This window comes from Evansella tamaricis (genome assembly GCF_019042215.1).
Lineage (GTDB): Bacteria > Bacillota > Bacilli > Bacillales > Salisediminibacteriaceae > Evansella > Evansella tamaricis.
This window is the reverse complement of sequence record NZ_JAHQCS010000079.1, coordinates 16,358-41,034: the sequence shown is the minus strand read 5'-3', so window position 1 is coordinate 41,034 and position 24,677 is coordinate 16,358. Positions and strand designations below refer to the sequence as shown.

Sequence of the window (24,677 nt, the reverse complement as noted above, 5' to 3'; positions counted from 1 at the left end):
TAATTCTTAGTTGAATTCGGAGAAATGTTTGTGAGAATCGGAGAAAAACATAAGAAAATCGGATAAAAGTACGCAATAAAAAGGGAATTCGACAAAAAGCAACATATAGGGAACAGGTACCTTGTCCCAGAGAAGAGGGGAATGTCAAAATCGGGTAATTCTTAGTTGGATTCGGAGAAATGTATATCAAAATCGGAGAAAAACATAAGAAAATCGGATAAAAGTACCCAATAAAAAGGGAATTCGACAAAAAGCAACATAGAGAGGCAGTTGACCTGTCCCTGTATCCTGTGCGAAAAGTGAAGAAAAAGAGGGGAAATAGCATCTTGTGTCGAAGATTATCTTAAATTAGTATGAATAGTAGACTTGAGAAACATAAGGATAGATCATGTGAAAGAGGGTGTGCATTTTGAGTGGTATGGATACGAATATTGTTGAGGAAATATTTAACAAAACAAGGGAAGACTTAAAAAAGATGATTCCTGTAAACATCATGATTATAGGAAAGACAGGCATTGGAAAAAGTACCCTTATCAATAATATTTTTAGAGAAAACTTAGCGGAGACGGGAATTGGTAGACCTGTTACCCAGCATCTAAGGAAAATATCAAAAGAGGATGTTCCAATATGTTTGTATGATACAAAGGGATTGGAGCTAAAACCTGAGGTTCAAGAAGAAATTAAGGATGAAATAAACAATAAAATTAACGAATTATATTTAAAGCGTAATGAAAAAGACTATATTCATGCGATATGGTATTGTATCAATGCAAATTCCAATAGAATTGAAGACTTGGAAATTGATTTAATCAATTCTTTTGCATCCAATGTTCCCGTTATACTTGTATTAACTCAAAGTTATGGGAAAAGCGCGCTTGTTTTCCAAAAACAAATTGAAGATATGAATCTTAATGTTAGGGGAATACAAGCCGTCTTGGCGGAACCTTATGAAGTTACGTCCGATATCGTAATACCGGCACATGGATTAGTAGGGTTAGTGGGTAAAACGTATGAGGTTTTGCCTGAAGGGGTAAGAAAGTCTTTTATTAATGCGCAAAAGGTAGACATCGATAAAAAAGTAAAGGAAGCACGAAATTGGTCTACTGGATACATCGCAGGTTCATTTGGTGCTGGTTTTACCCCTGTTCCCTTTGCTCAAGCAGCAGTAATAGTCCCTATTCAAATCGGAATGTTAGCACATATTACGACAATATTTGGCATCTCATTAGATAAGTCCTTAATTAGTGGGATAGTTGGGTCCATAGGTGGTAGTGGTGGGGCAACATTTCTAGGGAGATATATCGTTGGGAATCTCTTGAAATTTATCCCTGGTTTAGGAACGGTTGCTGGCGGGATGATTACTGGAACGGTGGCATCTATACTAACCACCTCATTAGCGATGGCATATATCGAGGTTATGAGGAAAGTTGCAATAGCAGAGTACGAGGGGAAGAGCATTTCAAATCAAGATATTGCCAATATGATGAAAAACATGTATGAAGAGAATTTGAAAACAACAAAACCAGTGCCAGTTTCGTGAAATGAGGCGGGGACGGAGGGACAGTACCTGTCCTTTCGTCCCTCCTGATTATAGTTATGCTTTCGTTAGGATTGTTGAAATACCAACCATTTCCATATTCTTTATGTATAGTGGTTTTGCTAAAACATTGAAACTAATACTAATTCCTTCAAATGCAATATTAATAACTTTATTGATTGCAAATTCTTCTAGTAATACCCCTTCTTTTATGTCTATTAATTCTCTGACCCCCTCAATACGAAAAAGTTCACTGTCAGTTTTTCCTAAGGAAGATATGGGGTCAAGGCCTTCTGGAGGATTATGAACCCATGTGTAGCGTGAATGTATATCACTAATGGCAAGTGAGATAGGTGAGCTTTCGAGGACAAATTCGAATGGACGACGATCAATCTCAAATTGTGAGTAATGAAAACCTAAGACTTCTGAAATTCTTTTTGCAATAGTTAGACTTGGTGTGCGTTTGCCGCTTTCAATATATGTATAGTATGAGCGGTCAATAAATACTAATGAAGCGACTTGTGATTGAGACAGATTTTTTGTTTCTCGCAAATAAGTTAACCATTGTCTTTTTTTCAATATATGACTTCCCCTTTAGAATAAATTATATTTTCACTGATATGTAAGCTAGTAGATAAAAAGAATGTGACTAAATTGGTCACATTCTATATATTGAAAAAATTCTAATATAAAATAATTTGCAGAATATATAATTTGAATGGTGTTAAAAAATACCAATATAGAAAGCCCTAAAAAATTATAAATAGATAACAGTGATGCTTTATATTAGCATAACACATAATCTCGTGTATAGTTGGTTTTCTTGAAAACTATTATTAAAGAACCGTTTGAAAAAATGGTTGGATAATTACAGGAAATTAGGTGCTAATTATGGAAAATCTCCTTACCAATATACTATTTGTTCTACTACCAATCTTTTTTCAAATATTTTTAATAAATCTAAATCAAAAGTACAAAAACATTATACTTACTACTGTTTTAAGTATCTCAATCATACTATGTATGAGTTTCCCAATTGGAAACTTTGAAGGCCATTTGTTTGATTTAAGGTATGTACCATTTGTGTTAGGCGGCCTTTACGGGGGAAAAAAAGTTGCTATTTCCCTATATTTTATCATCTTCATTTACCGTTTTTTTATAGGTGGCGCAGGATTTTATATATTCATGTTCGACAGTACTATCGTATTGCTCATTCTACTAATTTTTTTAATACGAAGATATCAAACCTATTCTCTCAAAACAAAATGTAGTGGTACGATGGCTTTGGTTGGATTTGTTGCCATTTTTAGTTTAATTACGTGTCATACCATTTTTGGTTTTATCTTTCATGCTCCAATTCTCTTATTATTTTCCTTTGTTATCACACAGGTATTAACAATGGGATTTTCTGTTTATTTTCTTGAATATTTAATTTCCATTGATAGAATGAAAAAGCAACTTTATCATAATGAAAAATTAAAAAGTATTAGTGAAATGTCGGCTAGTATTTCTCATGAAATTCGCAATCCATTAACTGTTACGCGAGGCTTTCTCCAGTTACTTAAAAACCAGAATATTGATAATGAGAAAAAGAAGACCTATTTAGATTTGTCTTTAAGGGAATTGGATCGTGCTGAATCGATTATTACAGATTATCTTACTTTTGCAAAACCTCCTGTAAATGTTGAAATGGAATTATTAAATGTTAACGATGAAGTAAACTATGTTGTGGATGTGATGCAGCCTTTTGCGTTAATGCAAAGTGTATCTATTACAAAAGAGGTTCTCATTAACGAAAGCTATATTTTTGGAAACAAAGAGCAATTTCATCAATGTATGATTAATTTATCGAAAAATGCAATAGAGGCAATGGAAAATGGGGGAGAGCTACAGTTTAAAGTAAACAAAGAAGGAAATAAAATAATTATTCAGCTTACAGATACTGGTGTAGGAATGACACCTGAACAAATTGCCCGTCTAGGAGTGCCTTTTTTCACAAATAAAGAAAAGGGTACTGGATTAGGAACAATGGTTGCTTTCCGTATTGTGAAAGTAATGAAGGGAGAGATAAAGGTAAATAGCAAACTGAACATTGGAACAACATTTACCATTTCAATCCCAGAAAAAGTAAATAAACCTGCAATAGACTAACCCCAATGGGGACCGAGGTGCAGTAGGAACTGTCGTATCTTTAATAAGTATCTTAGGAAAGTACTTCATATTTTTTTATCTGACTGAACTTTACGGTGTCAATTTACATGTCTGAATTAATAAATTTCCATACCCTATGATATCTTTTAAAAAATTGATAAAACTACGATATAGAAAAGGGGTTTTTGGAGGTCACATTTTGAATAAGAACAGAATTTCTTATATGTTGATATGTTTATTTAGTATTGCTTTATTAGGGGCGACGTACCGAAATTCTGATATTAAAACAAAACGTTTTGTTTATCCATTATTTTTGACGTATGCAGGAATTAATTATATTTTTGATTTTTTTGTTCTTGTTCTCGCAAAAGGATATCGTTATAAGCCCAAATATTTAAAAAAAACCTATTTAGACAATTTACTCGGTGCAAACATGTCCCAACTTCTTATTGTACCAACATCAGGTGTTTTCCTTTCCATCTTCCGTTTAAATTTTATTTGGGGATTACTTTCCTCAACCCTTTTCTTTTTCATTGAAAAACTTTTTTTAAAGCTAAATGTTTATAAGCATGGATGGTGGTCCGAATATTATACATTAATTGGTTTAAATATTTTTTATTTCGTTGCAAAAAGATGGAGTGAACAACTAATTGATAAAAATAATAGTTGGATACAATATATAACGGTGTATCTTTCCATCTTTGTTTCAACGGCTACCCTAGGCTATTATCTTCAATTGGTGCTATTTAAGACCTATCTTTTTAAACAAAATTGGTTTCTTAATCCTTATCGAAGTCATATGACCACACTCTTTATATACACGAACATCATGTCTGTTATATTTACATTCACTGTTGTTTTTAAAAAGTTGTATTTGAAATCAATGAGTGTCGTCTTCCTGTACTTATTTGAACTATGGCTAAACAGAAAGGAAAAGATGGTAATTAGCAACCCATTATTTCACCTGTTTTCCCTTTTCATTAAAATAATAAGTATTGCAGTTGGAGGATATGTTTTCCGTTCAATAAATAGGGACTTGGGGACAGGTCCTGTGCTGACCCAGAGTACAGACTGGGATGGAAAAAAGACCTGTCTTTCTGTCTCTAAATAGTTATAACAATTTCTCCCTTTTTTTGGCCTGATTCAACATACTGATGGGCAGCGGCAGTCTGCTCTAACGGATAGGATTTATCGATGATTGTCTTTATTTTCTCCAACTCAATAAGCTCTTTGACGAAGATCAAATCTTCTGTTTTTTCCTGTGCCAATGCACAGATGACTTTCTTTTTGCTAAAAAATGAAGTCCATACCATTTGAGAAAGTTGTTTTGTTTTAAAGCTGGCTAAAAGATAATTTCCATTTTCCGTTAGAGAGGATTTGCAAACGGAAAACGAGCTTTTTCCCAATATGTCAAAAATAAGGTCATACGTTTTACCGTTCTTAGTAAAATCCTCTTTCGTGTAATCAATGACCTTATCTGCCCCCAGTGACTTGACAAATTCCACTCCCGGGGTACTGCAAATGCCAGTAACTTCTGCCTCAAAATAGTTGGCAATCTGTATCGCAGCTGACCCAATTCCCCCAGATGCTCCAATGATTAATACTTTCTGCCCTTTACTCACCTTTACTTTTCGAAGCAAATTTAAGGCCGTGATAGCCCCATAAGGGACGACAGCGGCTTCCTCATAAGTCATATTCTCCGGTTTCGTTGATAAAATCCCTTTCTCTGAGATACAAAGATACTCCCCGTAAGCACCCATGCTTTGACCGACAAATCCAAAAACGTCATCTCCTGGCTTAAATGATGTGACGTTTTTTCCAACAGATTCAATTCGTCCAGAAAACTCACTTCCGAGTATTGTTATGTTTGGTGTACGGAATCCAAAATATAATTTTGCAAAAAACCAGAAGAGGAATGGCATATTGAATTTACCTGGGGTGACGTCCTTGAAGTTTCTCCCAATCAAATCTCCGTATTTTACAGATGTAGCAAAAACCCTAATTAACACTTCACTGTCCTTTGGAATAGGTTTGTTCACTTCTTCAAGTTTCAAGACATCAGGTGGCCCGTATTTTTCACACACGATCGCTTTCATCTCAATCCTCTCCTTTAACCGTTCCGTAATAGTTACCTCATTATACGCTAAAATTAAGGGCATATTTGTAAAAAAAAATTTTTTTTAATACATATTCCGCGATTTTCACTGTTCGTGTAAGGAGTTCGTGGCGGGTAACTGTGTACCTTTCACTTTTAAATATGAGCGTAAACTCAAACGGATTCAATCACTAGTTTCCAAAAAAAAGTGTATGAGTTATCATCCTTTTACACAGGGAGAATGTCCTATCAGAATTTTTAAAAGGATTATTTAAATAATGGACGGATGAAGTTTAAGCCTCTTGTTTCGAAAGATTTTAATGGAGAGTGACGTACGATAAAATTGTTCATACCGGAGGCGTATAAAAGAAGAAAAAGAGTTTTGAAGGAGGGCTGATTTTGGTCATAAGATGGTTGGTTGTATACAATAGACTCAGATTTTGTGAACGTAGTAATATCAATGGAGGTTGTAAAGATGATTGCTTTAAGGAATGTTCAATCTACCGATTTAGATCGCTTGTTAATGATAGAGAATGAAGGGTTTTCAAGAGAAGAAGCTGCCACGAAAGATGCGTTTGAGGAAAGGATTCGGTTGATACCTGATACTTTTATTATGGCAGAAAAGGAAGGGGAGCTCCTTGGTTATATCAATGGACCTGTCATCGACCAACCTTACATAACGGATGATTTGTATGAGAACATCAAAGAGAACCAGATTAGAGGAGGATATCAGAGTATTTTAGGATTAGCAGTGTCCAAGCGGGCTAGAAATCAAGGGATTTCCAGAATCTTGATTGGAAAAATAGAAGAGCTTGTCATAGACAATGAAAGAGAAGGAATCACATTAACGTGTAAACAGGAGTTAATCTCCTTTTATGAGAAATTTGGATTTGTTAACTATGGCATCTCAGAATCACAACATGGTGGAGTTCGTTGGTATAACATGGTCAAATTAAGATCGGCGATGGACTGATTGAATTCCACAACGGGGTTCGAATTGGAGAAGTTCTCAGATGTATTGTCTACAAAACGATTGTAAGTGGACAATACATCTTAAGTTCTTTTTTTTGAGCAAACTGGTTCCGATTGTCTATAATCCGGTCACTCCCTTGCTTAGGAGGGCCTTCTTCAAATTTTCCTTCAAGTGACGATCAATATTTTCGCTTGAGGAGATGAGACTGTATGCTGCTCGACATGTATTCCAGTACACGGGGTGATTTGGAATACGCTTGGCATTTGTTATTAGTGAAATAAATTCTGATACACTTTCGTTTGTTAGGTCGTGCTGCAGGTTTTTGGTGGCGCTAATAATTTTTTTGCCAGGTTTGTGATAGCTTATAAAAATAATGATTATGACGGCTACACAAGTGAAGAAGAAAAGAATCAATCCGCCAAATATAAAGAAAGGAATTAGCAGGGGCCAGATTTCAGAAAGGACATTCATACATTTTCAACCTCCGTTAAGTGATGATGAATTTAGATAGAGAAATGTGCTCACAATAAATAGTCTTTCGGATTAGTGATGGTCTACCACAGACCTTTGGTTTGTGAGTTAGTGCGAAACAACTTTTTAAGTTAAAACAGTAATAGGATGATAGTACTATAGAAAAGAATACAGTAGTTGATACATGAATGGGGCAAATTAGAGGAATTCAGAAGGAAAGTCCTAGGAGTGTTGGGGATAGTAGTGATTACCAGAAATACTAAGCAGTGTAAGGTTTGTTTTTTGTGCGTTTATTTACCTGCTTTTTAAATTGGGAAGGGGAATTGGCCAAATATCCAAATAAAACCCTTTCTTGCTTATCTAGTATAGAAGTAAAAATTATTGGAATTAGAGGCTTTGGACGTTGTTGATATCCCTCTCTTGTGTGGGATTATGTGCATAAATTAACACCTTTTGGTTACTTTAAAGAATGCAAAAGTTTTTCAGTGAGATAAATGGATCAATTCGTTTGACCGAAAAAGATTAATCCCAAATTGGATGGAGGAGTTAACATGTCTGAACATCAAGGTAGAAAACCTAATTACGAGCCTACAAATCCAGATAGGAAATTACCAAATGAACAACAAAGAGGTAAAGCGAAATCTAATGCCCGTGGAAAAACGCGGTAGGTAAGTATCTTGGAGAATCAGGTGGTTGTATTGTCACCACTTGGTTCCGATCCGAATGATGCGACAAAAGAGTTGCTGTGAACCGAATTATTGTCGCATCCTCCAAGGAGGAAGCGACAAAAGAGAAGCGGTGTGGCAATCTAATGTAGCATCCTCAGGGAGGAAGCGACAAAAGAGATGCTGTGTCCCGCCCTAATGTCGCATCCTGAAGGAGGAAGCGACAAAAGAGGAGCCGTGTCCCGCCCTAATGTCGCATCCTCCAAGGAGGAAGCGACAAAAGAGAGGCCGTGCACCAAACTAATGTCGCATCCTAAAGGAGGAAGCGACAAAAGACAGGCTGTGTACCAAACTAATGTCGCATCCTCAAGGAGGAAGCGACAAAAGAGATGCCGTGAACCGAACTAATGTCGCATCCTTTAGGAGGAAGCGACAAAAGAGATGCTGTGTACCGAACTAATGTCGCATCCTCCAAGGAGGAAGCGACAAAAGAGATGCCGTGAACCGAACTAGTGTCGCATCCTCCAAGGGGGAAGCGACAAAAGAGATGCTGTGGAACGAACTAATGTCGCATCCTCAAGGAGGAAGCGACAAAAGAGATGCCGTGAACCGAACTAATGTCGCATCCTCCAAGGAGGAAGCGACAAAAGAGATGCTGTGTGGCAATCTAATGTCGCATCCTCCAAGGAGGAAGGGACAAAAGAGATGCCGAGCCCCGATCTAATGTCACATCCTCCAAGGAGGAAGCGACAAAAGAGCAGCCGTGCACCAAGCTAATGTCGCATCCTAAAGGAGGAAGCGACATTAGGAGAGGCTAAAGAGGATCTAATGTCAAATTCTCGTTCAGAAGGCGACAAAGGGAGAGACGAATCAGGTTGTATTATAGCAAACTGGTTCCTACGAGGGCAATGGGAGAAGGAGTCCCGTAGGAGGAACATAAATGCTATCCAATTTAGAGACATTTTTACTAAATAGTTTTGCAATCCCCACTTAAACACAGGTGGGGATTATTTGTCGATTACCTACTTAAAGTTATCCAAAAATAAACACTATACTAGATTAGGGACCTTGACAGTTTCGTTCATATCAGGAAGCTGAATCGTTGCCGCGAAAAGCGAGTATCCTTAAGTACAGAAATCAACATTAAGGGAAAAATATATTAAACGATGTACACTATTTTCTGAATATGTTGTCTTTTTGAATCAATTAAATTATGAATTGATTCATCTTATAAACTTTAAGTTTAAATAGGTCTATTTTGTGACTGAAAAAAATTTGCATTGACTTTAAGAATGAAAGCGCTATAATTAATTTTATAGAACACCGTTCCACATTATGGGACGTTAAAACCAATATGTATTAAAGTGGAGGAAGGCCCATGTCAATACCAAAAGTTATTATTACTGACTGTGATCATGAGAACATTGATATTGAGTCTAGTATTCTAAAAAAACCTTTCGTAGATTTGGAATTGACTCAATTCATAAATGAAAAAGATATTATTGAAAACTGTAAGGGTGCAACCTCATTGATAATTCAATATGCAGAATTAACAGACAAGGTGTTCTCTCATTTACCTGACTTAAAGCAAGTAGTTCGTTACGGAGTTGGTGTAAATACCATTGATATTGAAGCTGCAACTAAATACGGAGTCCAAATAAGTAATGTTCCTGATTATGGAACACAGGAGGTTTCAGATCATGCTCTAGCGCATATGTTGAATCTCACGAGAAAGATTGGCCAAATGAATGACAATGTGAGAAATGGGATTTGGGATTTTACTAAAAGTATGCCTGTTTTCCGACATAGTGAACAAACCGTAGGAGTGATAGGGGTCGGGAGAATCGGTTCGGCTTTTTGTGAAAAGGTACATGCTCTAGGGTGTGAAGTTCTGGCCTACGATCCTAAAGTAACAGATCGAACTACAAGAAAAGTACCGGATTTTTTAAAAATGGTAAGTTTAGAAGACCTTTTAAAGAGATCAGACGTTGTGTCTATCCATTGTCCTTTAGAAACAGCTCATGATTTGATTGGTGAAAAGGAACTTCGATTAATGAAGGATACAGCTTATCTAATTAATGTATCGAGAGGTGGGATAGTAAATGAGCTAGCATTGGATCATGCATTAACAGAAGGTTGGATTGCTGGTGCGGCAGTAGATGTAGCGGAGAATGAACCATTGACAAAGGAACATCCTCTCTTTAAACATAAGAATTTTGTCTGCACACCTCATATGGCTTGGTATTCTGAAGAGTCTGCCAAAGAGTTAAAAAGGAAAGTGTCTGAAGAAGTCCTTAGATTCTTAAATAATGAACAAGTGCACTATCCAATCAATAAACTTTATTAATTATTATAGAATCTAATCTTCATAAATAAAAAACAACATTAGGAGGTTTACTCATGAAAGTAAACATGAAGTTAATTTTATTAATTGTAACCGCTTTATTATTATCCGTGGCTTTAATAGCTTGTTCAAATGATTCTGATTCTGATTCTGATTCTGATTCCGCAGCTGGTAGCGAAGCAAATGGTAGTGAAACAAACGATGATTCAACAAATGACAACGCTAACACAGATGTGGAAGAGAAGGTGTTAAAAGTTGCATTTAACCAACCTGAAAGCCATCCGCAGTATAAAGCCATGGAAGCACTTGGTGAAAAGTTTGCAGAGAGAACAAATGGTGCATACAAAATTGAAATGTACCCAAATGAATTGTTAGGTGCACAACGTGAAACGATCGAACTAGTACAATCTGATACGATTGCAATGTCCATTGTAGCCGGTAGCTTAATGGAAAACTTCAACCCTGATTTCACAGTGTTCAACCTGCCATATGTTTATGACAGCAAAGACCACCAAATGAAGGTTTTGAATGATGAAGACATTACAGGTGACTTATTTAAGTCTACGGAAGGTCAAGGTATGTTAGTGATGGGTGCTTTCCACGGTGGAATCCGTAACGTATATAATAACAAGCAACCAATAAACACTCCTGAAGATTTAGCAGGTTTAAAGATTCGTATTATGGAAAGCGATACAAATATTCAAATGATGCAACTCATGGGTGGTGTTGGTACACCGATGGGGCAAGGTGAAGTATATACAGCAATCCAATCAGGTGTCCTTGAGGGTGGAGAGAACAATGAGTTAATCTATGCAGATCTTAACCATGTAGAAGTGGCAGGCTATTATTCTTATACTCAACATCTAATGATTCCTGATTACTTGATCATCTCTGCAGAATTATTTAACGGGATGTCAGAAGAACATCAACAGATTTTTAAAGAAGAATTAGTAGCAGCTATTGATTTAGAAGTAAAACTTTGGGATGAAGGTGTAGAAGCAGCGAAGATTCGTGCTGAAGAAGCTGGTGGAGTGTTCAATGATGTCGATATTAGTATTTTCCAAGAAGCAGTGGCACCTCTTATTAAAGAAAAAGTAGTAGGCGAAACTGCTGAAGAATTATATAGGAAAGTTCGAGAAGCAGCAGCTAACTAAGAGTAAACAATTTTGGAGTGAGTTAGTATGAATTTCATAAAACAATCTTTGGATAAAGTATTAGGAATATTTTGTGTAGCGTTACTAGGATTTCTTGTAATCCTAGTAACGTGGCAAGTATTTACTAGATTTGTGCTAAATAACCCAAGTGTTATCTCAGAGGAACTTGCTAAAATTGTATTTGTATGGCTTGTGTTATTTGGATCTGCTTATGTATTTGGAGAACGGGGACATATGGCAATAGAATTTTTAAAGGATAAGCTACCCTTGAAAATTAAAACTATGGTTGAGATCTTTATCGAAGTTGTCATTTTTGGATTTGCCGGATTTGTTCTCGTATGGGGAGGAATCATTGCTACTAATTTAACCATGACCCAACAATCAGCCGCTCTTCAAGTACCAATTGGCTATTTATATTCTGCTTTACCTATTAGTGGAGTGTTAATCTTATTTTACTGCCTCTATAACATAGTCGAAATTATTAAGAAAATGAAGTCTGTAGAAGCGTAATCACAGCTTGGTTTTATGCGAAAGAAGGAGTTGTAAAAAATGGATGCGGTTCAAGTTGCATTAATTTTGTTTCTTATCGTTGGTTTTTTATTGGTAATCGGCACGCCGATTAGTGTAGCCATCGGTGTTGGGTCTGTTGTTGCAATGGCATCAATCTTAGACTTAGACAAATCCTTGCTAACATCAACTCAAAGAATTTTTACAGGGATTAATACATTCTCATTGTTGGCTATACCATTCTTTATATTGGCGGGAGTTATTATGAACAATGGTGGGATTGCGATTCGGCTTGTAAATTGCGCTAAAGTTCTTACTGGGAGATTGCCAGGATCGCTCGCACATACAAATGTTGTTGCTAATATGCTTTTTGGTTCTATTAGTGGTTCTGCTGTTGCATCTTCCGCGGCTGTTGGAGGAACAATGGCACCACTACAGGAAAGAGAAGGATATAAACGGGAATTTAGTGCAGCTGTGAACATTGCATCCGCTCCTGCGGGAATGCTTATTCCTCCAAGTAATACATTGATTGTATATGCACTAGTTAGTGGAGGAACTTCAATAGCAGCATTATTTATGGCCGGGTATGTACCAGGTCTATTATGGGGCCTTGGCTGTATGGTAGTTGCTTACTTCATTGCGAAAAAACATGGGTATAAGAGTGATCAAAAAATTACGTTTTTGCAAGGATTACGCGTATTCTTAGATGCAATACCAAGTCTTTTACTAGTGGTAATCGTAATTGGAGGTATCATTCGAGGAATATTCACAGCTACGGAAGGATCAGCTATTGCTGTAGTATACGCATTACTTCTTTCATTTATTTATCGCACGATTAAAATAAAGGATTTGCCAAAAATATTACTGGACTCCACAAGAACAACGGCCATTGTTATTTTTATGATTGGTGTATCTTCGATTATGTCATGGGTAATGGCATTCACAAATATCCCTGGCATGATTGCAGCAACCTTATTAAGTCTATCCGAAAATCCAATTATGATTCTACTTATCATGAATTTAGTTTTACTAGTCATCGGCACATTTATGGATCCGACTCCTGCTGTATTAATATTTACACCAATATTCTTGCCTATAGCTATGAATCTTGGAATCGATCCTGTTCATTTTGGTATTATCATCGTTTTCAACTTATGTATAGGTACGATTACACCACCGGTGGGACCAGTGCTGTTCGTAGGAAGTAAGGTTGCAAACTTAAAAATTGAAAGTGTTGTAAAACCATTACTTCCTTTCTATGGGATTACAGTAATAATACTTTTAGTTGTAACTTTTTATCCAGAGATTTCACTAGCTATTCCAAAGTTATTAGGATTAGTGAAATAATAGGTCCCTGTTGAAAGTGTGTTTTGGTAAACCCCAAAATAATTCTTTTAGCAGGGTCTTTAATTTCAACAGCCAGCTATACCAATCAGAACTTAAAGAGAAAATTTTTATTTGTGAGGAAGATGTTAAGTGAGCAAAAAGATAATAACAATTGGAGAGGCAATGGGATTATTTGTTGCTGACGAAGTAGGTCTTCTTGAAGATGTGAAGAAATACACCAGATCAATCGCAGGTGCCGAACTAAATGTAAGTGTAGGCCTAGCTAGGTTAGATCATGACGTATATTATGCGACTAAAGTTGGAAATGATCCAATTGGAAAATCCATTAGGAATTTTATTGAAAAAGAAAAGATTCATAGTGATTTTGTTTATCAAAGTAATGAATATTTAACAGGACTGCAAATAAAAGAAAAAACTACTGAAGGGGATCCGGATGTAGCAAGCTTCCGTAAAGGAAGTGCCGCCACCCATCTTAGTTTAAATACTATTCAGAAGGTAGACTTCTCCACTTTTAATTATGTTCATCTCAGTGGTATCTTCTTAGCATTGTCTCCTAAAACGAAGGCCGTTTCGTACTATTTTGCTGAAGAAGGAAGAAGAAATGGAGCATGTATTACCTTTGACCCGAACCTCCGTCCAAATTTATGGGGAAGTAAAGAGGATATGATTAAAAATATAAATGACTTAGCTGCAAAGTGTGATGTAGTTCTTCCAGGGATATCAGAAGGCCACATTCTTACCGGGTTGGATAAACCAGAAGATATTGCAGATTTTTATTTAAAGGGAAATGTAAAAGTTGTTGTCATAAAGCTTGGAGAACAAGGGGCATTCATCAAAAGGAAGGAAATGGAAGGAAAATACATTAAAGGCTTTAAGGTAGATAAAATTGTAGATACAGTTGGGGCTGGAGATGGATTTGCAGTAGGTGTTATTAGCGGTCTGGCCGAAGGTTTGTCCCTCGAGGAATCTGTTGTTCGAGGGAACGCCATCGGTGCTATTCAACTCCTTTCAACGAGTGATAACGAAGGATTACCAACTCGAGATAGGTTAGATAAATTTATAAATTTATCACAACACTAAAAAACTTTTAGCAAGAGGTGTCTTCTATGAAATCAATTATTTATGAAGGTCCGAACCTTATATCTATACAAGAAAAAGACATTCCAGAAGTAAAAGAAGGTTGGGTGCTGATTAAAACATCTCATGTTGGTATTTGTGGTACTGATTTGAATATCTATGCAGGTGCTCATCCTAGAGCAAAAGCACCATTAATTATGGGACATGAATTTTCAGGTACGATTGTTAAAGGTCACCCAACATTTTCTGAGGGAACACCAGTTACGGTAAATCCTTTACTTACTTGTGGAAAATGCAAACCATGTTTAACAGGTCAGAGCCATGTTTGTGAAACACTTCATCTAGTAGGAATTGATTGTAATGGAGGTATGGCTGAGTATGTCATTGCTCCTATTGAACGAATCGCACCTTTACCAGCCGACACCTCTCTAAAGCTTGGTGCTCTAATGGAGCCTGTTGCAGTTGCTGTCCATGCAGCTAGACAAGGGGAATACATTCCAGGTGATCACGTGGTCGTATATGGTGCTGGCACGATTGGGTTATGTGTCGCCATGACATTAAAAAGCTACGGTGCTACCAATATTATGGTAGTTGAGCCCAACGAGCTGCGACTGAAAAAAGCGAAAGAGCTTGGATTTCATTGTATTAATCCAATGATTCAGGATGTACACGAGACAGTGAGGGAAATGACAAATGGTACAGGGAGTGACTTTGTGTTTGACTGTGCTGGGCATCCTTCAGTTATCCAACAAGCAACAAAGGTAGTAAAAGTTAGAGGGAGAGTTGTAGTGTTGGCTGCTTATAAAAAACCAGCTGAAGTTAATCTACTCGAGGGAATGTTTAAAGAATTATCGATGAGTTTCACAAGAGTGTATACAAATCGAGACTTTGAAATTGCTGGGGAACTTCTAAATTCAGCACCTGAGTTTGAAAGGCTTATTACACATGTGTTACCTGTTGAAGAGGCACAAAAAGGATTTGATTTATTAACAACTCCAACTGATGCCATAAAAGTAATGTACAAATTTTAGGCTTCTAGAAGGGAGAGTGAATTAATATATGAAATTATTTGATCTGAGTGGTAAAGTAGCCGTCGTAACAGGTGGTACTAGAGGCTTAGGAAAAGATATGGCTGTTGGTCTAGCTTCTGCTGGGGCCGATGTAGTGATAATCGGAAGATCTGTTTCTGATGAAGTTGTTGAGGAAATTCGACAAGAAGGCGGCAAAGCAATCGGAATTAGTTTTGATCTGCAGAATTTCGATAAATATGATGATCTTATTGCAAAAATCACTTCGGAGATGGGCCACATTGATATTTTAGTAAATAATGCTGGAGTTCAAAAACGGCATCCATCTGTGGAATTTCCAAAAGAAGATTGGGACTTTGTTATGGACGTTAATGCTAATGCAGTCTTTTTTATGTGTCAAAAGATTGGAAAGCTCATGTTACAGCAAGGACATGGAAAAATAATTAATATCGCTTCTCTTCTCTCGTTCCAAGGTGGAATGACTGTTCCAGCCTATGCTGCGAGTAAAGGTGCAGTTATGCAATTTTCGAAATCTCTGTCTAATGAATGGGCTAAACATGGAATTAACATAAACTGCATTGCTCCAGGATATATGGCAACAGAAATGAATACTGCATTGTTAGAAGATGAGGTAAGAAACAGACAAATCTTAGAACGTATCCCTGCAAGTCGATGGGGGAGCCCGGAAGACATGAAAGGAGCCGTTATTTTTCTAGCTTCAGCTGCATCTGATTATGTGAATGGATTTACGATTGCAGTTGATGGCGGATGGCTTGGAAGATAAGCACATATTAACCATTGGAGGTTTTATTGATGGAAAAAAGATATTCAACACATCCAGACCATGTAAAGACTTTTAATACGGAACAATTACGTCAGCATTTTTTAATTGAAAAATTATTCATAAATGGTGAAACAAAGCTTGTCTATTCAATGGAAGATAGAACGATTGTGGGCGGTGTCACACCGACTACGGATGCAATTGTTTTAGAAGAGAATGATGAGCTGAAAGCAGACTATTTCCTTGAACGTAGGGAAGTTGGGATAATTAATGTAGGTAATTCCGGTAAAGTAACCGTGGATGGTCAAGAATATAAAATGAAAAAAAAGGATTGCTTATATGTAGGGAAAGGCCAGAAGAATCTTGTGTTTTCAAGTGATTCTGCAAGTGAACCTGCAAAGTATTATTTGTTTTCTGCACCTGCTCATAAGGAATATCCAGTTCAAAAAGTTTCCTTAAACGACTTTGAAGGTGATCAGTTAGGGTCACCAGAAAGTGCAAATGAACGTGTCCTGACTCGAATGATTCATGATAATGGGATTCAAAGTTGCCAAATTGTTATGGGGATGACCCAATTAAAACCTGGAAGTGTTTGGAACTCAATGCCTACCCACACCCATGATCGTAGAATGGAAGTCTATTTATATATTGACTTAGATGAAAATGCGAGAATGTTTCATATGATGGGGCAGCCTAACGAAACTAGGCATCTTGTGATGAAAAATGAACAGGCAGTAATCTCCCCTCCTTGGTCAATTCATTGTGGATCTGCAACGAGCAACTATACATTCGTATGGGCTATGGCGGGAGAAAATAAGCAATTTACCGATATGGATCATGTGAAAATGGAAGAACTTAGATAGTTTTGTAGAGGAGGGGAAGAAAGTAGAATGAAAAAGCTGAATACATTGCAGCGTATTTCTGATGCAGGCATTGTAGCGGTGATACGGGCAGATACTTCTGAAGAAGCAATTAATATATCAGAGGCATGTATTAAAGGTGGAATAACTTGTGTTGAAATTACGTATACGACCCCTGAAGCGGATTCAGTTATTAAGTATTTAGTCTCTGCATATAAACAAGATCCTACTGTTGTTGTTGGGGCAGGTACAGTGCTAGATGAAACTACAGCTAGATTAGCTATTTTAGCAGGTTCTGGCTTTGTTGTTAGTCCTGCTTTCAATAAACAAGCAGCTAAGTTATGTAACTTATATGGAATTCCGTATATGCCAGGTTGTCTTACAATCGGGGAAATGCAAGAGGCACTTACTTATGGAGTAGATGTAGTTAAGCTTTTCCCTGGAAGTTCTGTGAGTCCTGATTTTATTAAGGCTGTGAAAGCACCATTACCACAGGTTAACATTATGCCAACAGGTGGAGTTAGTATAGATAATATTAATGAATGGATAGAAAATGGCTCTATTGCTGTAGGAATAGGTGGCAATTTAGTTAATGCCGCAAAGGCTGATGGTGACTATGGGAAAGTAACAACTATTGCACGTCAATATGTGGAAAAAGTAAGGATTGCAAGAAAAATAAATAATGGATTGGAGATATAACATTGAGCTTACAAAAATTTTCTTTAGACTTCTTTGCATTAACAGATAAAGTTGCGATTGTTACAGGAGGAAATACTGGTTTAGGTCAGGGCTATGCTGTTGCCCTAGCGGAAGCAGGTGCAGACTTATTTATTGTCACATACGATAGAAATTGGGATGAAACAAGAGAACTTATTCATAAGACTGGACGTAAGGTTGCTTTCTTCCAAGCAGATCTAACTAAAAGAGAGAGCATTAAAGAGGTAGTTTCTGAATGTGTAAATACTTATGGGAAGATTGATATTTTAGTAAACAATGCTGGGACAATCCGTCGTTCTCCATTACTTGAGTATAAGCAAGAGGATTGGGACGCAGTCATGGAAATCAACCTAAATTCTGTCTATTTCCTTAGCCAAGAGGTAGCAAAGGTAATGGTTGAGCAGAAGAGTGGAAAAATTATAAATATCGCATCTATGCTTTCATTTCAGGGTGGAAAGTTTGTTCCGCCATATACAGCTAGTAAACATGCTGTTGCGGGGATTACTAAGGCATTTGCTAATGAGTTGGGTGAAAACAACATCCAAATCAATGCAATAGCACCTGGGTATGTTGCAACTGATAATACAGCACCAATTCGTGCAGATGAAAAGCGCAATGCAGAAATCCTATCACGTATCCCGGCAGGGCGTTGGGCACAACCATCTGACTTAATGGGTGTGGTTGTATTCCTTTCTAGTCAAGCATCGGATTATATGAATGGACATATTCTTGCTATTGATGGTGGTTGGTTAGCCCGTTAAGATTCTTGATATGTCCTAACAGAAAGGTGACCATAAACTATGATTACTGGTAAACTAGTAGATTTGCAAAATAAATACTATTCTGTTGAACATCTACAAAAGGGGCTTCAGTTTTTAGGGGAAACAAACTTTGATGACTATTCTACAGGGGTGCACAAAGATTCAGAGGAGTTCTTTTTTGAAGTTAATGAATTCGAAACGAAAGAAACTAAAGATGGCTTTTGGGAAGCTCACCGAAAGTATTTAGATTTCCATTATATTCTACAGGGAACAGAAAGAATTGCGATAGATCACACTTCAAATCAGACTGTTATTGAGGAGTATAATGATTCAGAAGATGTTGTTCTGTTTGACGGGGAAATAACATCAATGGTTACGTTGAAACCAGGGGATGTAATGGTATGTTACCCTGAGGACACTCACATGACTGGGCTCCTATCAAAAGAAAAAGAAATGGTTAGAAAAATTGTGCCTAAAGTGAAGATAAAATAGTATAATTCCAAAAATCCCCTACCCTTTTAGGGTGGGGGTATTAAATTTACAAATGTAGAATAGTTTTATTACAATATGGCAAAACATTCTCATTCAGTTGTATGACAGGATTGTCTTAACTGGAATTTCTTTATTCGAAATAATTCTCAACTTGCTTTTATCTACAGATTAAATATATTCTAGTAACATAGAGTTACTGAAAACGTCAATCTCTTGTATTTAAAATACATTCATTCTAAAGGAGATCAAATAGGATGCAAAATGTACAGTCTGTCGAACGGACTTTGACAATCTTGAACGTCTTATCGAAGTATCCTAATGGGATACAATTAACAAAGCTAGCCGAAAAAGTAAATTTAACTAAAAGCACAACTCATCGTCTGTTGTCTACTCTACATAACATGAACTACGTTGTTAAAGATGAGGAAAGTGAAAAGTATAAGCTTGGCTTCCAATTAGTTTATTTATCACGAAATTTATTAGATAACTTAGATATTATTCATATCTCAAAACCTTTCCTAGAAGAGCTGTCAAATGATGTGAGTGAAACTATACATTTATGTGTTGAAGACCAGGAAGAAGTTTTATACGTGGACAAAATTGAAAGTAATCAAACCATCAGGATGTACTCACAAATTGGGAGGCGCAGACCACTTTATTGTTCCGGTGTTGGGAAAATAATCCTTGCAGATATGGAGTTAAAGCGATTCCGGGACGTAGTCTCTAGAATTAAATTTGAAGCTAAAACTGCAAATACCATTACAACAGTAGAAGGATTAGTAAAAGAAATTGATACAGTAAAGAAACAAGGTTATGCACTAGATAATGTAGAGGTTGAAGAGGGTGTTCGTTGTATTGCTGGTCCTATTTATAACTCGAGAGGAAAAGTAGTTGCAAGTTTTAGCATTTCAGGGCCAAGTAATCGGATCACAATAGAACGAATAGAGAAAGAATTAAAAGAGAAAGTGCATAGAACATCTCTTGCTATTTCTCGTCAATTAGGGTATTAAAAGACCACAACAGGAGTTACAAACTATCGTTAATAATGACAGTATGCGGTGCTCCAAAAGTCAAATTCCAGAAGTGGTTTTAAACTTTTTCAGTTGCTTCTTATATCGCTGCGGGGCACTTCGGAAGTGACAACTGAAGTCAAAGAGCGGACTTCAGGTTGTCATTCCTCCACTGCCCTAGGCTCGTGACCAAAGGCGCTTGCGCTTTTCTTGTTAATGTAGCATGGTTTTTCGGGATTATGTTTTAATATTCTCCATACGAACCGCCTTCACAAAAAGTTAGACCTCAACTGTCTCTTCGTAAACCCTATATCACTGTCCTCATAGATCTGCCACATCACGTCAGCCTTTAAAAGATTCGTTTCGTTAGTAATAAAAATGTGGTAAGCAGGTTTGGAGTTCTACCTCATTCAGTTGCAAATCGATTGTTATTAAATTAGCCAGTGTTCGAGGACTGGCATTTTTGTGTGTTTACAAATGTTTGTTTTTGTTCGATAATTATATAAGAATATGATTTTTGGGGGATTTTCGAATGCTATCTGTTGAACGGTATGAAGAGATACTGCACCAAATAGAGAAAAAAAATATTGTTAAGGTTTCTGATCTGAGTAAAATTTTGGGAGTAACTGAAAAAACCATTCGTTTGGATTTAGAGACCTTAGAACAAAGGGGCTTACTCACGAGAATTCATGGTGGAGCCATGCTTGCAGAGAAAGATACAAGAATTTTTCCGATTGAAGAACGTCAATCTTTAAAAAGTGATGAAAAGCGACTAATTGCAAACGAGGCTGTTAAGCATATCAAACCTGGGGAAACTATCTTAATGGACGGTGGAAGTACTACTCTGGCGTTGGCGAGCCTGTTTGGGGAAATACCAGTTACGGTAATTACGAATGATATAAGGATAGCTTCAGTGTTATTGGACAAAGAGAAAGTTCAGTTAATTGTATTAGGAGGAAGTAGAATTGGAACATCTTCCTCCCTTTTTGGTTCAGAAGCTAGTGAATTGTTAAAGAGAATACGAGTTAACCGATTATTTTTCGGAACAACTGGTGTATCTATTCAGCATGGGCTCACTGTACTTGATAGTATCCATGCAGATTGGAAGCGGCAAATCATCAAATGTGCCGATCATGTTACTTTATTGGCGGACTCTAGTAAATTTGAAAAAGTAGCCTTAATACAATTTGCCCCTTTAGACGACATTGACGATATAATTACAAATTCAAGTTTGCAGAAGAAAATAAAGGAACAATTAGAAGAAAATGATATTTCTGTAATTTTGGCGGATAGATAATATCCGAAATAAATTGTTAGAATTTTCGATAAGTGATATAATCGAACCTAAGTGAACATAAATGAACTATTTTAGAAGAAAAGGGAGGTAATGTAGGAGTGCAATCTTTTTCTCTAATGGGTAAAACGGCGCTGGTTACTGGAGCCAGTCGAGGACTAGGGCAAGGGATGTCTGTAGGTCTTGCGGAAGCTGGAGCAGATGTCATTGGTGTTGGTATTAGTGACATGTCGGAAACACGGAAAAAAATTGAAGCATTAGGTCAAAAGTTTTATGAAATTAAAGGTGATTTATCTAAAGCAAATGCCGTTACCAAAATAGTAACTGAGTCTATTCAAGAAGCAGGGAAAATACACATTCTGGTCAATAACGCTGGAATAATCCGCAGAAAAGAAGCGGAAAATTTCTCCGACCAAGATTGGGATGATGTTGTACAGGTCAACTTAAATTCTGTGTTCCGGTTAAGTAGAGAAGTAGGAAAGCATATGCTCGGAAATGGTGAGGGGAAAATAATAAACATCGCATCCATGCTATCTTTTCAAGGGGGGTTAAGGGTTCCTGCCTACACTGCAACAAAACATGCCGTGGCAGGATTAACGAAATCTTTGGCAAATGAGTGGGCAAGTAAGGGAATTAGTGTCAATGCCATTGCCCCGGGATATATGATTACGGATAATACCGCACCGTTACGGGAGAACGAGGTTAGAAATGACTTTATAACATCCCGTATTCCTATAGGGGAATGGGGGACACCAGACGATCTAAAGGGTCCAGTGGTGTTCCTTGCTTCCGAAGCATCAAGGTATGTGACAGGTCACGTTCTCTGTGTTGATGGAGGATGGATGAGTTCCTAATCGAAAAGTTCTATTAATGTTTGTAAAGGAAGAGACAGTAAGTACCTACGTTTCAATCAACTTGTTTCAAATCCAACATTGTCCTTTAAAGAACCCAATAATCAAATGTGAAAAATCATACCATGGCGAATGAAAATAAAGTGTTTATCATACTGGATGAGCGTAATCCCACGACACTCCCGCGGAAGAACGAGCCGGACGAGACCCCGAGGTATAGCATCTTGGATCCCCTCGGAGAGCCGAGGAGGCTCGTGAATCTTCCGCAGGCAAAGAAGACACCGTGAGTGCGAACGGAGTGAAGTAGGGACGGATGTCGCACTTGTACCTTGCGTGAAAGGGAGTTAGGTGTAGCGGATGACAGCACATTACATGTATTGTCAGGGTAACTAATAAAAAAGGAGTGATATGAAATGGAAAGTAGATATGCAGCTAATCCAGAGGGAGTTAAACACTATACGACAGAACAATTGAGAAGTGAGTTTTTACTAGAATCACTTTTCGTCTCTGGAGAACTTAACATGGTTTATTCCCATTATGACCGTGTGGTAGTGGGAGGAGTGATTCCAACAACTAGTGTATTAAAATTAGATGCTGGTAACTCCTTAAGAACAGATTACTTCTTAGAGAGGCGTGAAATTGGAATCGTCAATATTGGATCAAAAGGCACAGTAACTGTGGATGGGGAGGAGTATAGCCTAAACAAGAGGGATTGTATGTATATTGGCTTAGGAAAAGAAGAAGTGACATTCCAAAGTGAGAGCCCATCTAAACCAGCAAGATTTTATTTTGTTTCTGCTTTAGCACATAAAGAGTACCCGACAAAAGTACTTCCAAATAGTAGATGCAGAGCCAACAAAACTAGGCTCGGATGCAGAATCAAATAACCGCACGATTTATAAATATATACATTCCGAGGGGATTCAAAGTTGTCAGTTAATGATGGGAATGACGTTGCTTGAACCCAATAATATGTGGAATACGATGCCTGCCCATGTACATGACCGTCGGATGGAAGTATATCTTTACTTTGATATGGAACAGGAATCGAGGGTATTCCATTTTATGGGAAAACCAAACGAGACAAGGCATCTGATAGTTAAAAATGAACATGCCGTTTTATCACCTCCGTGGTCGATTCATTCAGGTGTGGGAACGAATAACTACACATTTATTTGGGCGATGGCCGGAGAAAACTATACATTTAAAGATATGGATTTTGTGAGGATGGAAGACTTGAAATAAACTATCCTATTGGAAAATGGCCTATAGAAAAGAAATAAATAATATTTTTCAGGAAGGAGAGGAAGTCACAGAACGGTGTTGGAATCTGATTCAAATAATGGGTTCAATTATCGTACGTCTTTTTGACTTTTCTTCTACTGGAATTATTTGAAAAGCTAATAATCTTGTTTTTTGTTGACGCTATGTTAAAGGAACAAGTTGATTGAACGGAAGGTACTTACTGTCTCTTCCTACAAGGGAATGCTTTGGGGACTATCCGTCGAGCAACTCGCTGTTGTTTCGGCGGAGCATATGCCTGCGGGAAAAGGAACAATTCTCTAAAGCGACGAGTAATCGCAGGAGTAGAGAAAGAGACAAGTTAGTATTCTAAAGTGTAAATTAACATTAAAGTTTTACTTAGACATGTTCTAAAATATAAAGCTAATTAAACAGAGGTTGATAGTATTAGAAGTATAAAAGTTTCTATTGAAACAATAGTTTCCTGTCTTATAATAAATTAACAACGTTATTAATGCAGAAGTGACCCCAACAGAGGAGGATTTCATATGAATTTTGGTAAAGTAGCAAGTCCCTTTTTTCTTGCCTGTGATTGGATTATGAAGCTTGCTTATCTGAATTTATTATGGTTTGGTTTTACGATCGTTGGTGGAATAATTTTCGGTATTGCACCAGCAACGGCATCGGTATTTTCCATCGTTAGAAAATGGATGGAAGGGGATGGAGACATTTCAATTACTAAATTTTTTTGGAACACTTTCCGAAAAGAGTTTCTGAAGGTTAATCTTCTTGGGTTTATCCTATTAATAATAGGTGGCATCTTAATATTCGATATTTATTTTTTCCTTCACTTGGAAGGGATCGTTTCTCAAATATTAACTATCTTATTTGTATTTGTATTAATCAATTTCATTATTGTATTATTGTACATTTTTCCTGTATACGTTCATTATGATCTAAAAGTTCTCCAATATTTGAAATTCACTATTATTGTTGCACTCTCCAACCCATTGCAGTCTTTGTTAATGGGAGTCCTCGTAGTATCTAGCGCGTTTATTGTCCTTTGGAATTCTGCCTTGGTCTTATTTTTTAGTGTGGCACCACTCAGTATGATCCTCATGTTAATAACGTATCGTATTTTTCAAAAACTAGAAAAAATCAAGGAAGAATCATGTATCGAAAACACGGCAAGTATAAAATCATGAATACTCTCGCCACTTAATTTCTAACGAAATTTGAAGTGGGGGTTTCTGGGGTATCGACTTTAGAAATGACGATTAACCACCAGTGGAGTCGATTTCACATCTCACCTAACCGAAC

Annotated in this window: 22 protein-coding genes and 1 pseudogene; 20 read left to right on the top strand and 3 right to left on the bottom strand. The window is 37.1% G+C overall.

From position 1 onward, the window contains the following. The first annotated feature begins 418 nt into the window (after positions 1-418). On the top strand, positions 419-1,540 hold the full coding sequence (locus KS419_RS07865) for a YcjF family protein (RefSeq protein WP_217065710.1): 1,122 nt from the start codon (positions 419-421) through the stop codon (positions 1,538-1,540). 54 nt (positions 1,541-1,594) lie between these two features. Here the strand turns inward: KS419_RS07865 and KS419_RS07860 are convergent, their stop codons facing one another. Then, positions 1,595-2,116, bottom strand: a complete 522-nt coding sequence (locus KS419_RS07860; protein WP_246593717.1) for a helix-turn-helix transcriptional regulator — start codon at positions 2,114-2,116, stop codon at positions 1,595-1,597. Positions 2,117-2,428: 312 nt separating this feature from the next. On the opposite strand from KS419_RS07860, the gene KS419_RS07855 reads away from it, so the two are divergent. Together KS419_RS07855 and KS419_RS07850 are read left to right on the top strand one after the other, a co-directional pair. Further along, positions 2,429-3,688: an ATP-binding protein gene (locus KS419_RS07855; RefSeq protein WP_217065633.1), complete on the top strand. Its 1,260-nt coding sequence runs from the start codon at positions 2,429-2,431 to the stop codon at positions 3,686-3,688. A gap of 199 nt (positions 3,689-3,887) precedes the next feature. Next, entirely contained in the window at positions 3,888-4,799 is a 912-nt protein-coding gene (locus tag KS419_RS07850; protein WP_217065631.1) for a hypothetical protein, read from the top strand. Here the strand turns inward: KS419_RS07850 and KS419_RS07845 are convergent. Continuing rightward, positions 4,792-5,784: an NAD(P)-dependent alcohol dehydrogenase gene (locus KS419_RS07845; protein WP_217065629.1), complete on the bottom strand. Its 993-nt coding sequence runs from the start codon at positions 5,782-5,784 to the stop codon at positions 4,792-4,794. The genes KS419_RS07850 and KS419_RS07845 overlap by 8 nt on opposite strands. Positions 5,785-6,258: 474 nt before the next feature. Between KS419_RS07845 and KS419_RS07840 the strand changes: the two genes are divergently transcribed. Continuing rightward, positions 6,259-6,756 (top strand): GNAT family N-acetyltransferase, encoded by a 498-nt coding sequence (locus KS419_RS07840; RefSeq protein WP_217065628.1) that lies wholly within the window; start codon positions 6,259-6,261, stop codon positions 6,754-6,756. Positions 6,757-6,873: 117 nt separating this feature from the next. Here KS419_RS07840 and KS419_RS07835 read toward each other — a convergent pair whose 3' ends face one another. Further along, positions 6,874-7,227 (bottom strand): hypothetical protein, encoded by a 354-nt coding sequence (locus KS419_RS07835; RefSeq protein WP_217065626.1) that lies wholly within the window; start codon positions 7,225-7,227, stop codon positions 6,874-6,876. A 2,043-nt stretch (positions 7,228-9,270) separates the two neighbouring features. On the opposite strand from KS419_RS07835, the gene KS419_RS07830 reads away from it, so the two are divergent. From KS419_RS07830 to KS419_RS07755, 16 genes and pseudogenes are all read left to right on the top strand, one after another. Further along, positions 9,271-10,239 carry a C-terminal binding protein gene (locus tag KS419_RS07830; protein WP_217065624.1) on the top strand — a complete coding sequence of 323 codons (969 nt, stop codon included), beginning with the start codon at positions 9,271-9,273 and terminating at the stop codon, positions 10,237-10,239. Positions 10,240-10,292: 53 nt separating this feature from the next. Further along, on the top strand, positions 10,293-11,390 hold the full coding sequence (locus KS419_RS07825) for a TRAP transporter substrate-binding protein (RefSeq protein ID WP_246593716.1): 1,098 nt from the start codon (positions 10,293-10,295) through the stop codon (positions 11,388-11,390). A gap of 27 nt (positions 11,391-11,417) precedes the next feature. Continuing rightward, on the top strand, positions 11,418-11,900 hold the full coding sequence (locus KS419_RS07820) for a TRAP transporter small permease (protein WP_217065622.1): 483 nt from the start codon (positions 11,418-11,420) through the stop codon (positions 11,898-11,900). A gap of 39 nt (positions 11,901-11,939) precedes the next feature. Beyond that, positions 11,940-13,244, top strand: a complete 1,305-nt coding sequence (locus tag KS419_RS07815; protein ID WP_217065619.1) for a TRAP transporter large permease — start codon at positions 11,940-11,942, stop codon at positions 13,242-13,244. Positions 13,245-13,373: 129 nt separating this feature from the next. Further along, positions 13,374-14,324 carry a sugar kinase gene (locus KS419_RS07810; RefSeq protein WP_217065617.1) on the top strand — a complete coding sequence of 317 codons (951 nt, stop codon included), beginning with the start codon at positions 13,374-13,376 and terminating at the stop codon, positions 14,322-14,324. 26 nt (positions 14,325-14,350) lie between these two features. Continuing rightward, positions 14,351-15,352, top strand: coding sequence for a zinc-dependent alcohol dehydrogenase (locus tag KS419_RS07805; protein WP_217065615.1), 1,002 nt, complete (start codon positions 14,351-14,353; stop codon positions 15,350-15,352). Between the two features lie 28 nt (positions 15,353-15,380). Continuing rightward, positions 15,381-16,133, top strand: coding sequence for a 2-dehydro-3-deoxy-D-gluconate 5-dehydrogenase KduD (gene kduD / locus KS419_RS07800; RefSeq protein WP_217065614.1), 753 nt, complete (start codon positions 15,381-15,383; stop codon positions 16,131-16,133). A 29-nt stretch (positions 16,134-16,162) separates the two neighbouring features. Beyond that, entirely contained in the window at positions 16,163-16,993 is an 831-nt protein-coding gene (gene kduI / locus KS419_RS07795; RefSeq protein ID WP_217065613.1) for a 5-dehydro-4-deoxy-D-glucuronate isomerase, read from the top strand. Between the two features lie 27 nt (positions 16,994-17,020). Continuing rightward, on the top strand, positions 17,021-17,689 hold the full coding sequence (locus tag KS419_RS07790; RefSeq protein ID WP_217065612.1) for a bifunctional 2-keto-4-hydroxyglutarate aldolase/2-keto-3-deoxy-6-phosphogluconate aldolase: 669 nt from the start codon (positions 17,021-17,023) through the stop codon (positions 17,687-17,689). Between the two features lie 2 nt (positions 17,690-17,691). Next, complete coding sequence (gene kduD, locus KS419_RS07785) at positions 17,692-18,468, top strand: 2-dehydro-3-deoxy-D-gluconate 5-dehydrogenase KduD (RefSeq protein WP_217065609.1); 777 nt, start codon at positions 17,692-17,694, stop codon at positions 18,466-18,468. A 39-nt stretch (positions 18,469-18,507) separates the two neighbouring features. Further along, on the top strand, positions 18,508-18,960 hold the full coding sequence (locus KS419_RS07780; protein WP_217065608.1) for a NanQ anomerase/TabA/YiaL family protein: 453 nt from the start codon (positions 18,508-18,510) through the stop codon (positions 18,958-18,960). Positions 18,961-19,214: 254 nt separating this feature from the next. Further along, complete coding sequence (locus tag KS419_RS07775) at positions 19,215-19,970, top strand: IclR family transcriptional regulator (RefSeq protein ID WP_217065606.1); 756 nt, start codon at positions 19,215-19,217, stop codon at positions 19,968-19,970. A gap of 532 nt (positions 19,971-20,502) precedes the next feature. Beyond that, entirely contained in the window at positions 20,503-21,267 is a 765-nt protein-coding gene (locus KS419_RS07770) for a DeoR/GlpR family DNA-binding transcription regulator (protein ID WP_217065604.1), read from the top strand. Positions 21,268-21,365: 98 nt separating this feature from the next. Continuing rightward, positions 21,366-22,118: a 2-dehydro-3-deoxy-D-gluconate 5-dehydrogenase KduD gene (gene kduD / locus KS419_RS07765; protein WP_343215038.1), complete on the top strand. Its 753-nt coding sequence runs from the start codon at positions 21,366-21,368 to the stop codon at positions 22,116-22,118. 410 nt (positions 22,119-22,528) lie between these two features. Continuing rightward, positions 22,529-23,360, top strand: a pseudogene (kduI, locus tag KS419_RS07760) (5-dehydro-4-deoxy-D-glucuronate isomerase). Positions 23,361-23,905: 545 nt separating this feature from the next. Beyond that, complete coding sequence (locus KS419_RS07755; protein WP_217065603.1) at positions 23,906-24,562, top strand: YesL family protein; 657 nt, start codon at positions 23,906-23,908, stop codon at positions 24,560-24,562. Positions 24,563-24,677 lie beyond the last annotated feature (115 nt).

Coding starts and splice junctions, on each gene's coding strand:
- KS419_RS07780 (WP_217065608.1), top strand. CDS start 18,508: ATGATTACTGGTAAACTAGTAGATTTGCAAAATAAATACTATTCTGTT.
- KS419_RS07755 (WP_217065603.1), top strand. CDS start 23,906: ATGAATTTTGGTAAAGTAGCAAGTCCCTTTTTTCTTGCCTGTGATTGG.
- KS419_RS07845 (WP_217065629.1), bottom strand. CDS start 5,784: ATGAAAGCGATCGTGTGTGAAAAATACGGGCCACCTGATGTCTTGAAA.
- KS419_RS07855 (WP_217065633.1), top strand. CDS start 2,429: ATGGAAAATCTCCTTACCAATATACTATTTGTTCTACTACCAATCTTT.
- KS419_RS07775 (WP_217065606.1), top strand. CDS start 19,215: ATGCAAAATGTACAGTCTGTCGAACGGACTTTGACAATCTTGAACGTC.
- KS419_RS07835 (WP_217065626.1), bottom strand. CDS start 7,227: ATGAATGTCCTTTCTGAAATCTGGCCCCTGCTAATTCCTTTCTTTATA.
- KS419_RS07840 (WP_217065628.1), top strand. CDS start 6,259: ATGATTGCTTTAAGGAATGTTCAATCTACCGATTTAGATCGCTTGTTA.
- kduD (WP_217065614.1), top strand. CDS start 15,381: ATGAAATTATTTGATCTGAGTGGTAAAGTAGCCGTCGTAACAGGTGGT.
- KS419_RS07865 (WP_217065710.1), top strand. CDS start 419: ATGGATACGAATATTGTTGAGGAAATATTTAACAAAACAAGGGAAGAC.
- KS419_RS07790 (WP_217065612.1), top strand. CDS start 17,021: ATGAAAAAGCTGAATACATTGCAGCGTATTTCTGATGCAGGCATTGTA.
- kduI (WP_217065613.1), top strand. CDS start 16,163: ATGGAAAAAAGATATTCAACACATCCAGACCATGTAAAGACTTTTAAT.
- KS419_RS07820 (WP_217065622.1), top strand. CDS start 11,418: ATGAATTTCATAAAACAATCTTTGGATAAAGTATTAGGAATATTTTGT.
- KS419_RS07830 (WP_217065624.1), top strand. CDS start 9,271: ATGTCAATACCAAAAGTTATTATTACTGACTGTGATCATGAGAACATT.
- KS419_RS07805 (WP_217065615.1), top strand. CDS start 14,351: ATGAAATCAATTATTTATGAAGGTCCGAACCTTATATCTATACAAGAA.
- KS419_RS07770 (WP_217065604.1), top strand. CDS start 20,503: ATGCTATCTGTTGAACGGTATGAAGAGATACTGCACCAAATAGAGAAA.
- KS419_RS07825 (WP_246593716.1), top strand. CDS start 10,293: ATGAAAGTAAACATGAAGTTAATTTTATTAATTGTAACCGCTTTATTA.
- KS419_RS07815 (WP_217065619.1), top strand. CDS start 11,940: ATGGATGCGGTTCAAGTTGCATTAATTTTGTTTCTTATCGTTGGTTTT.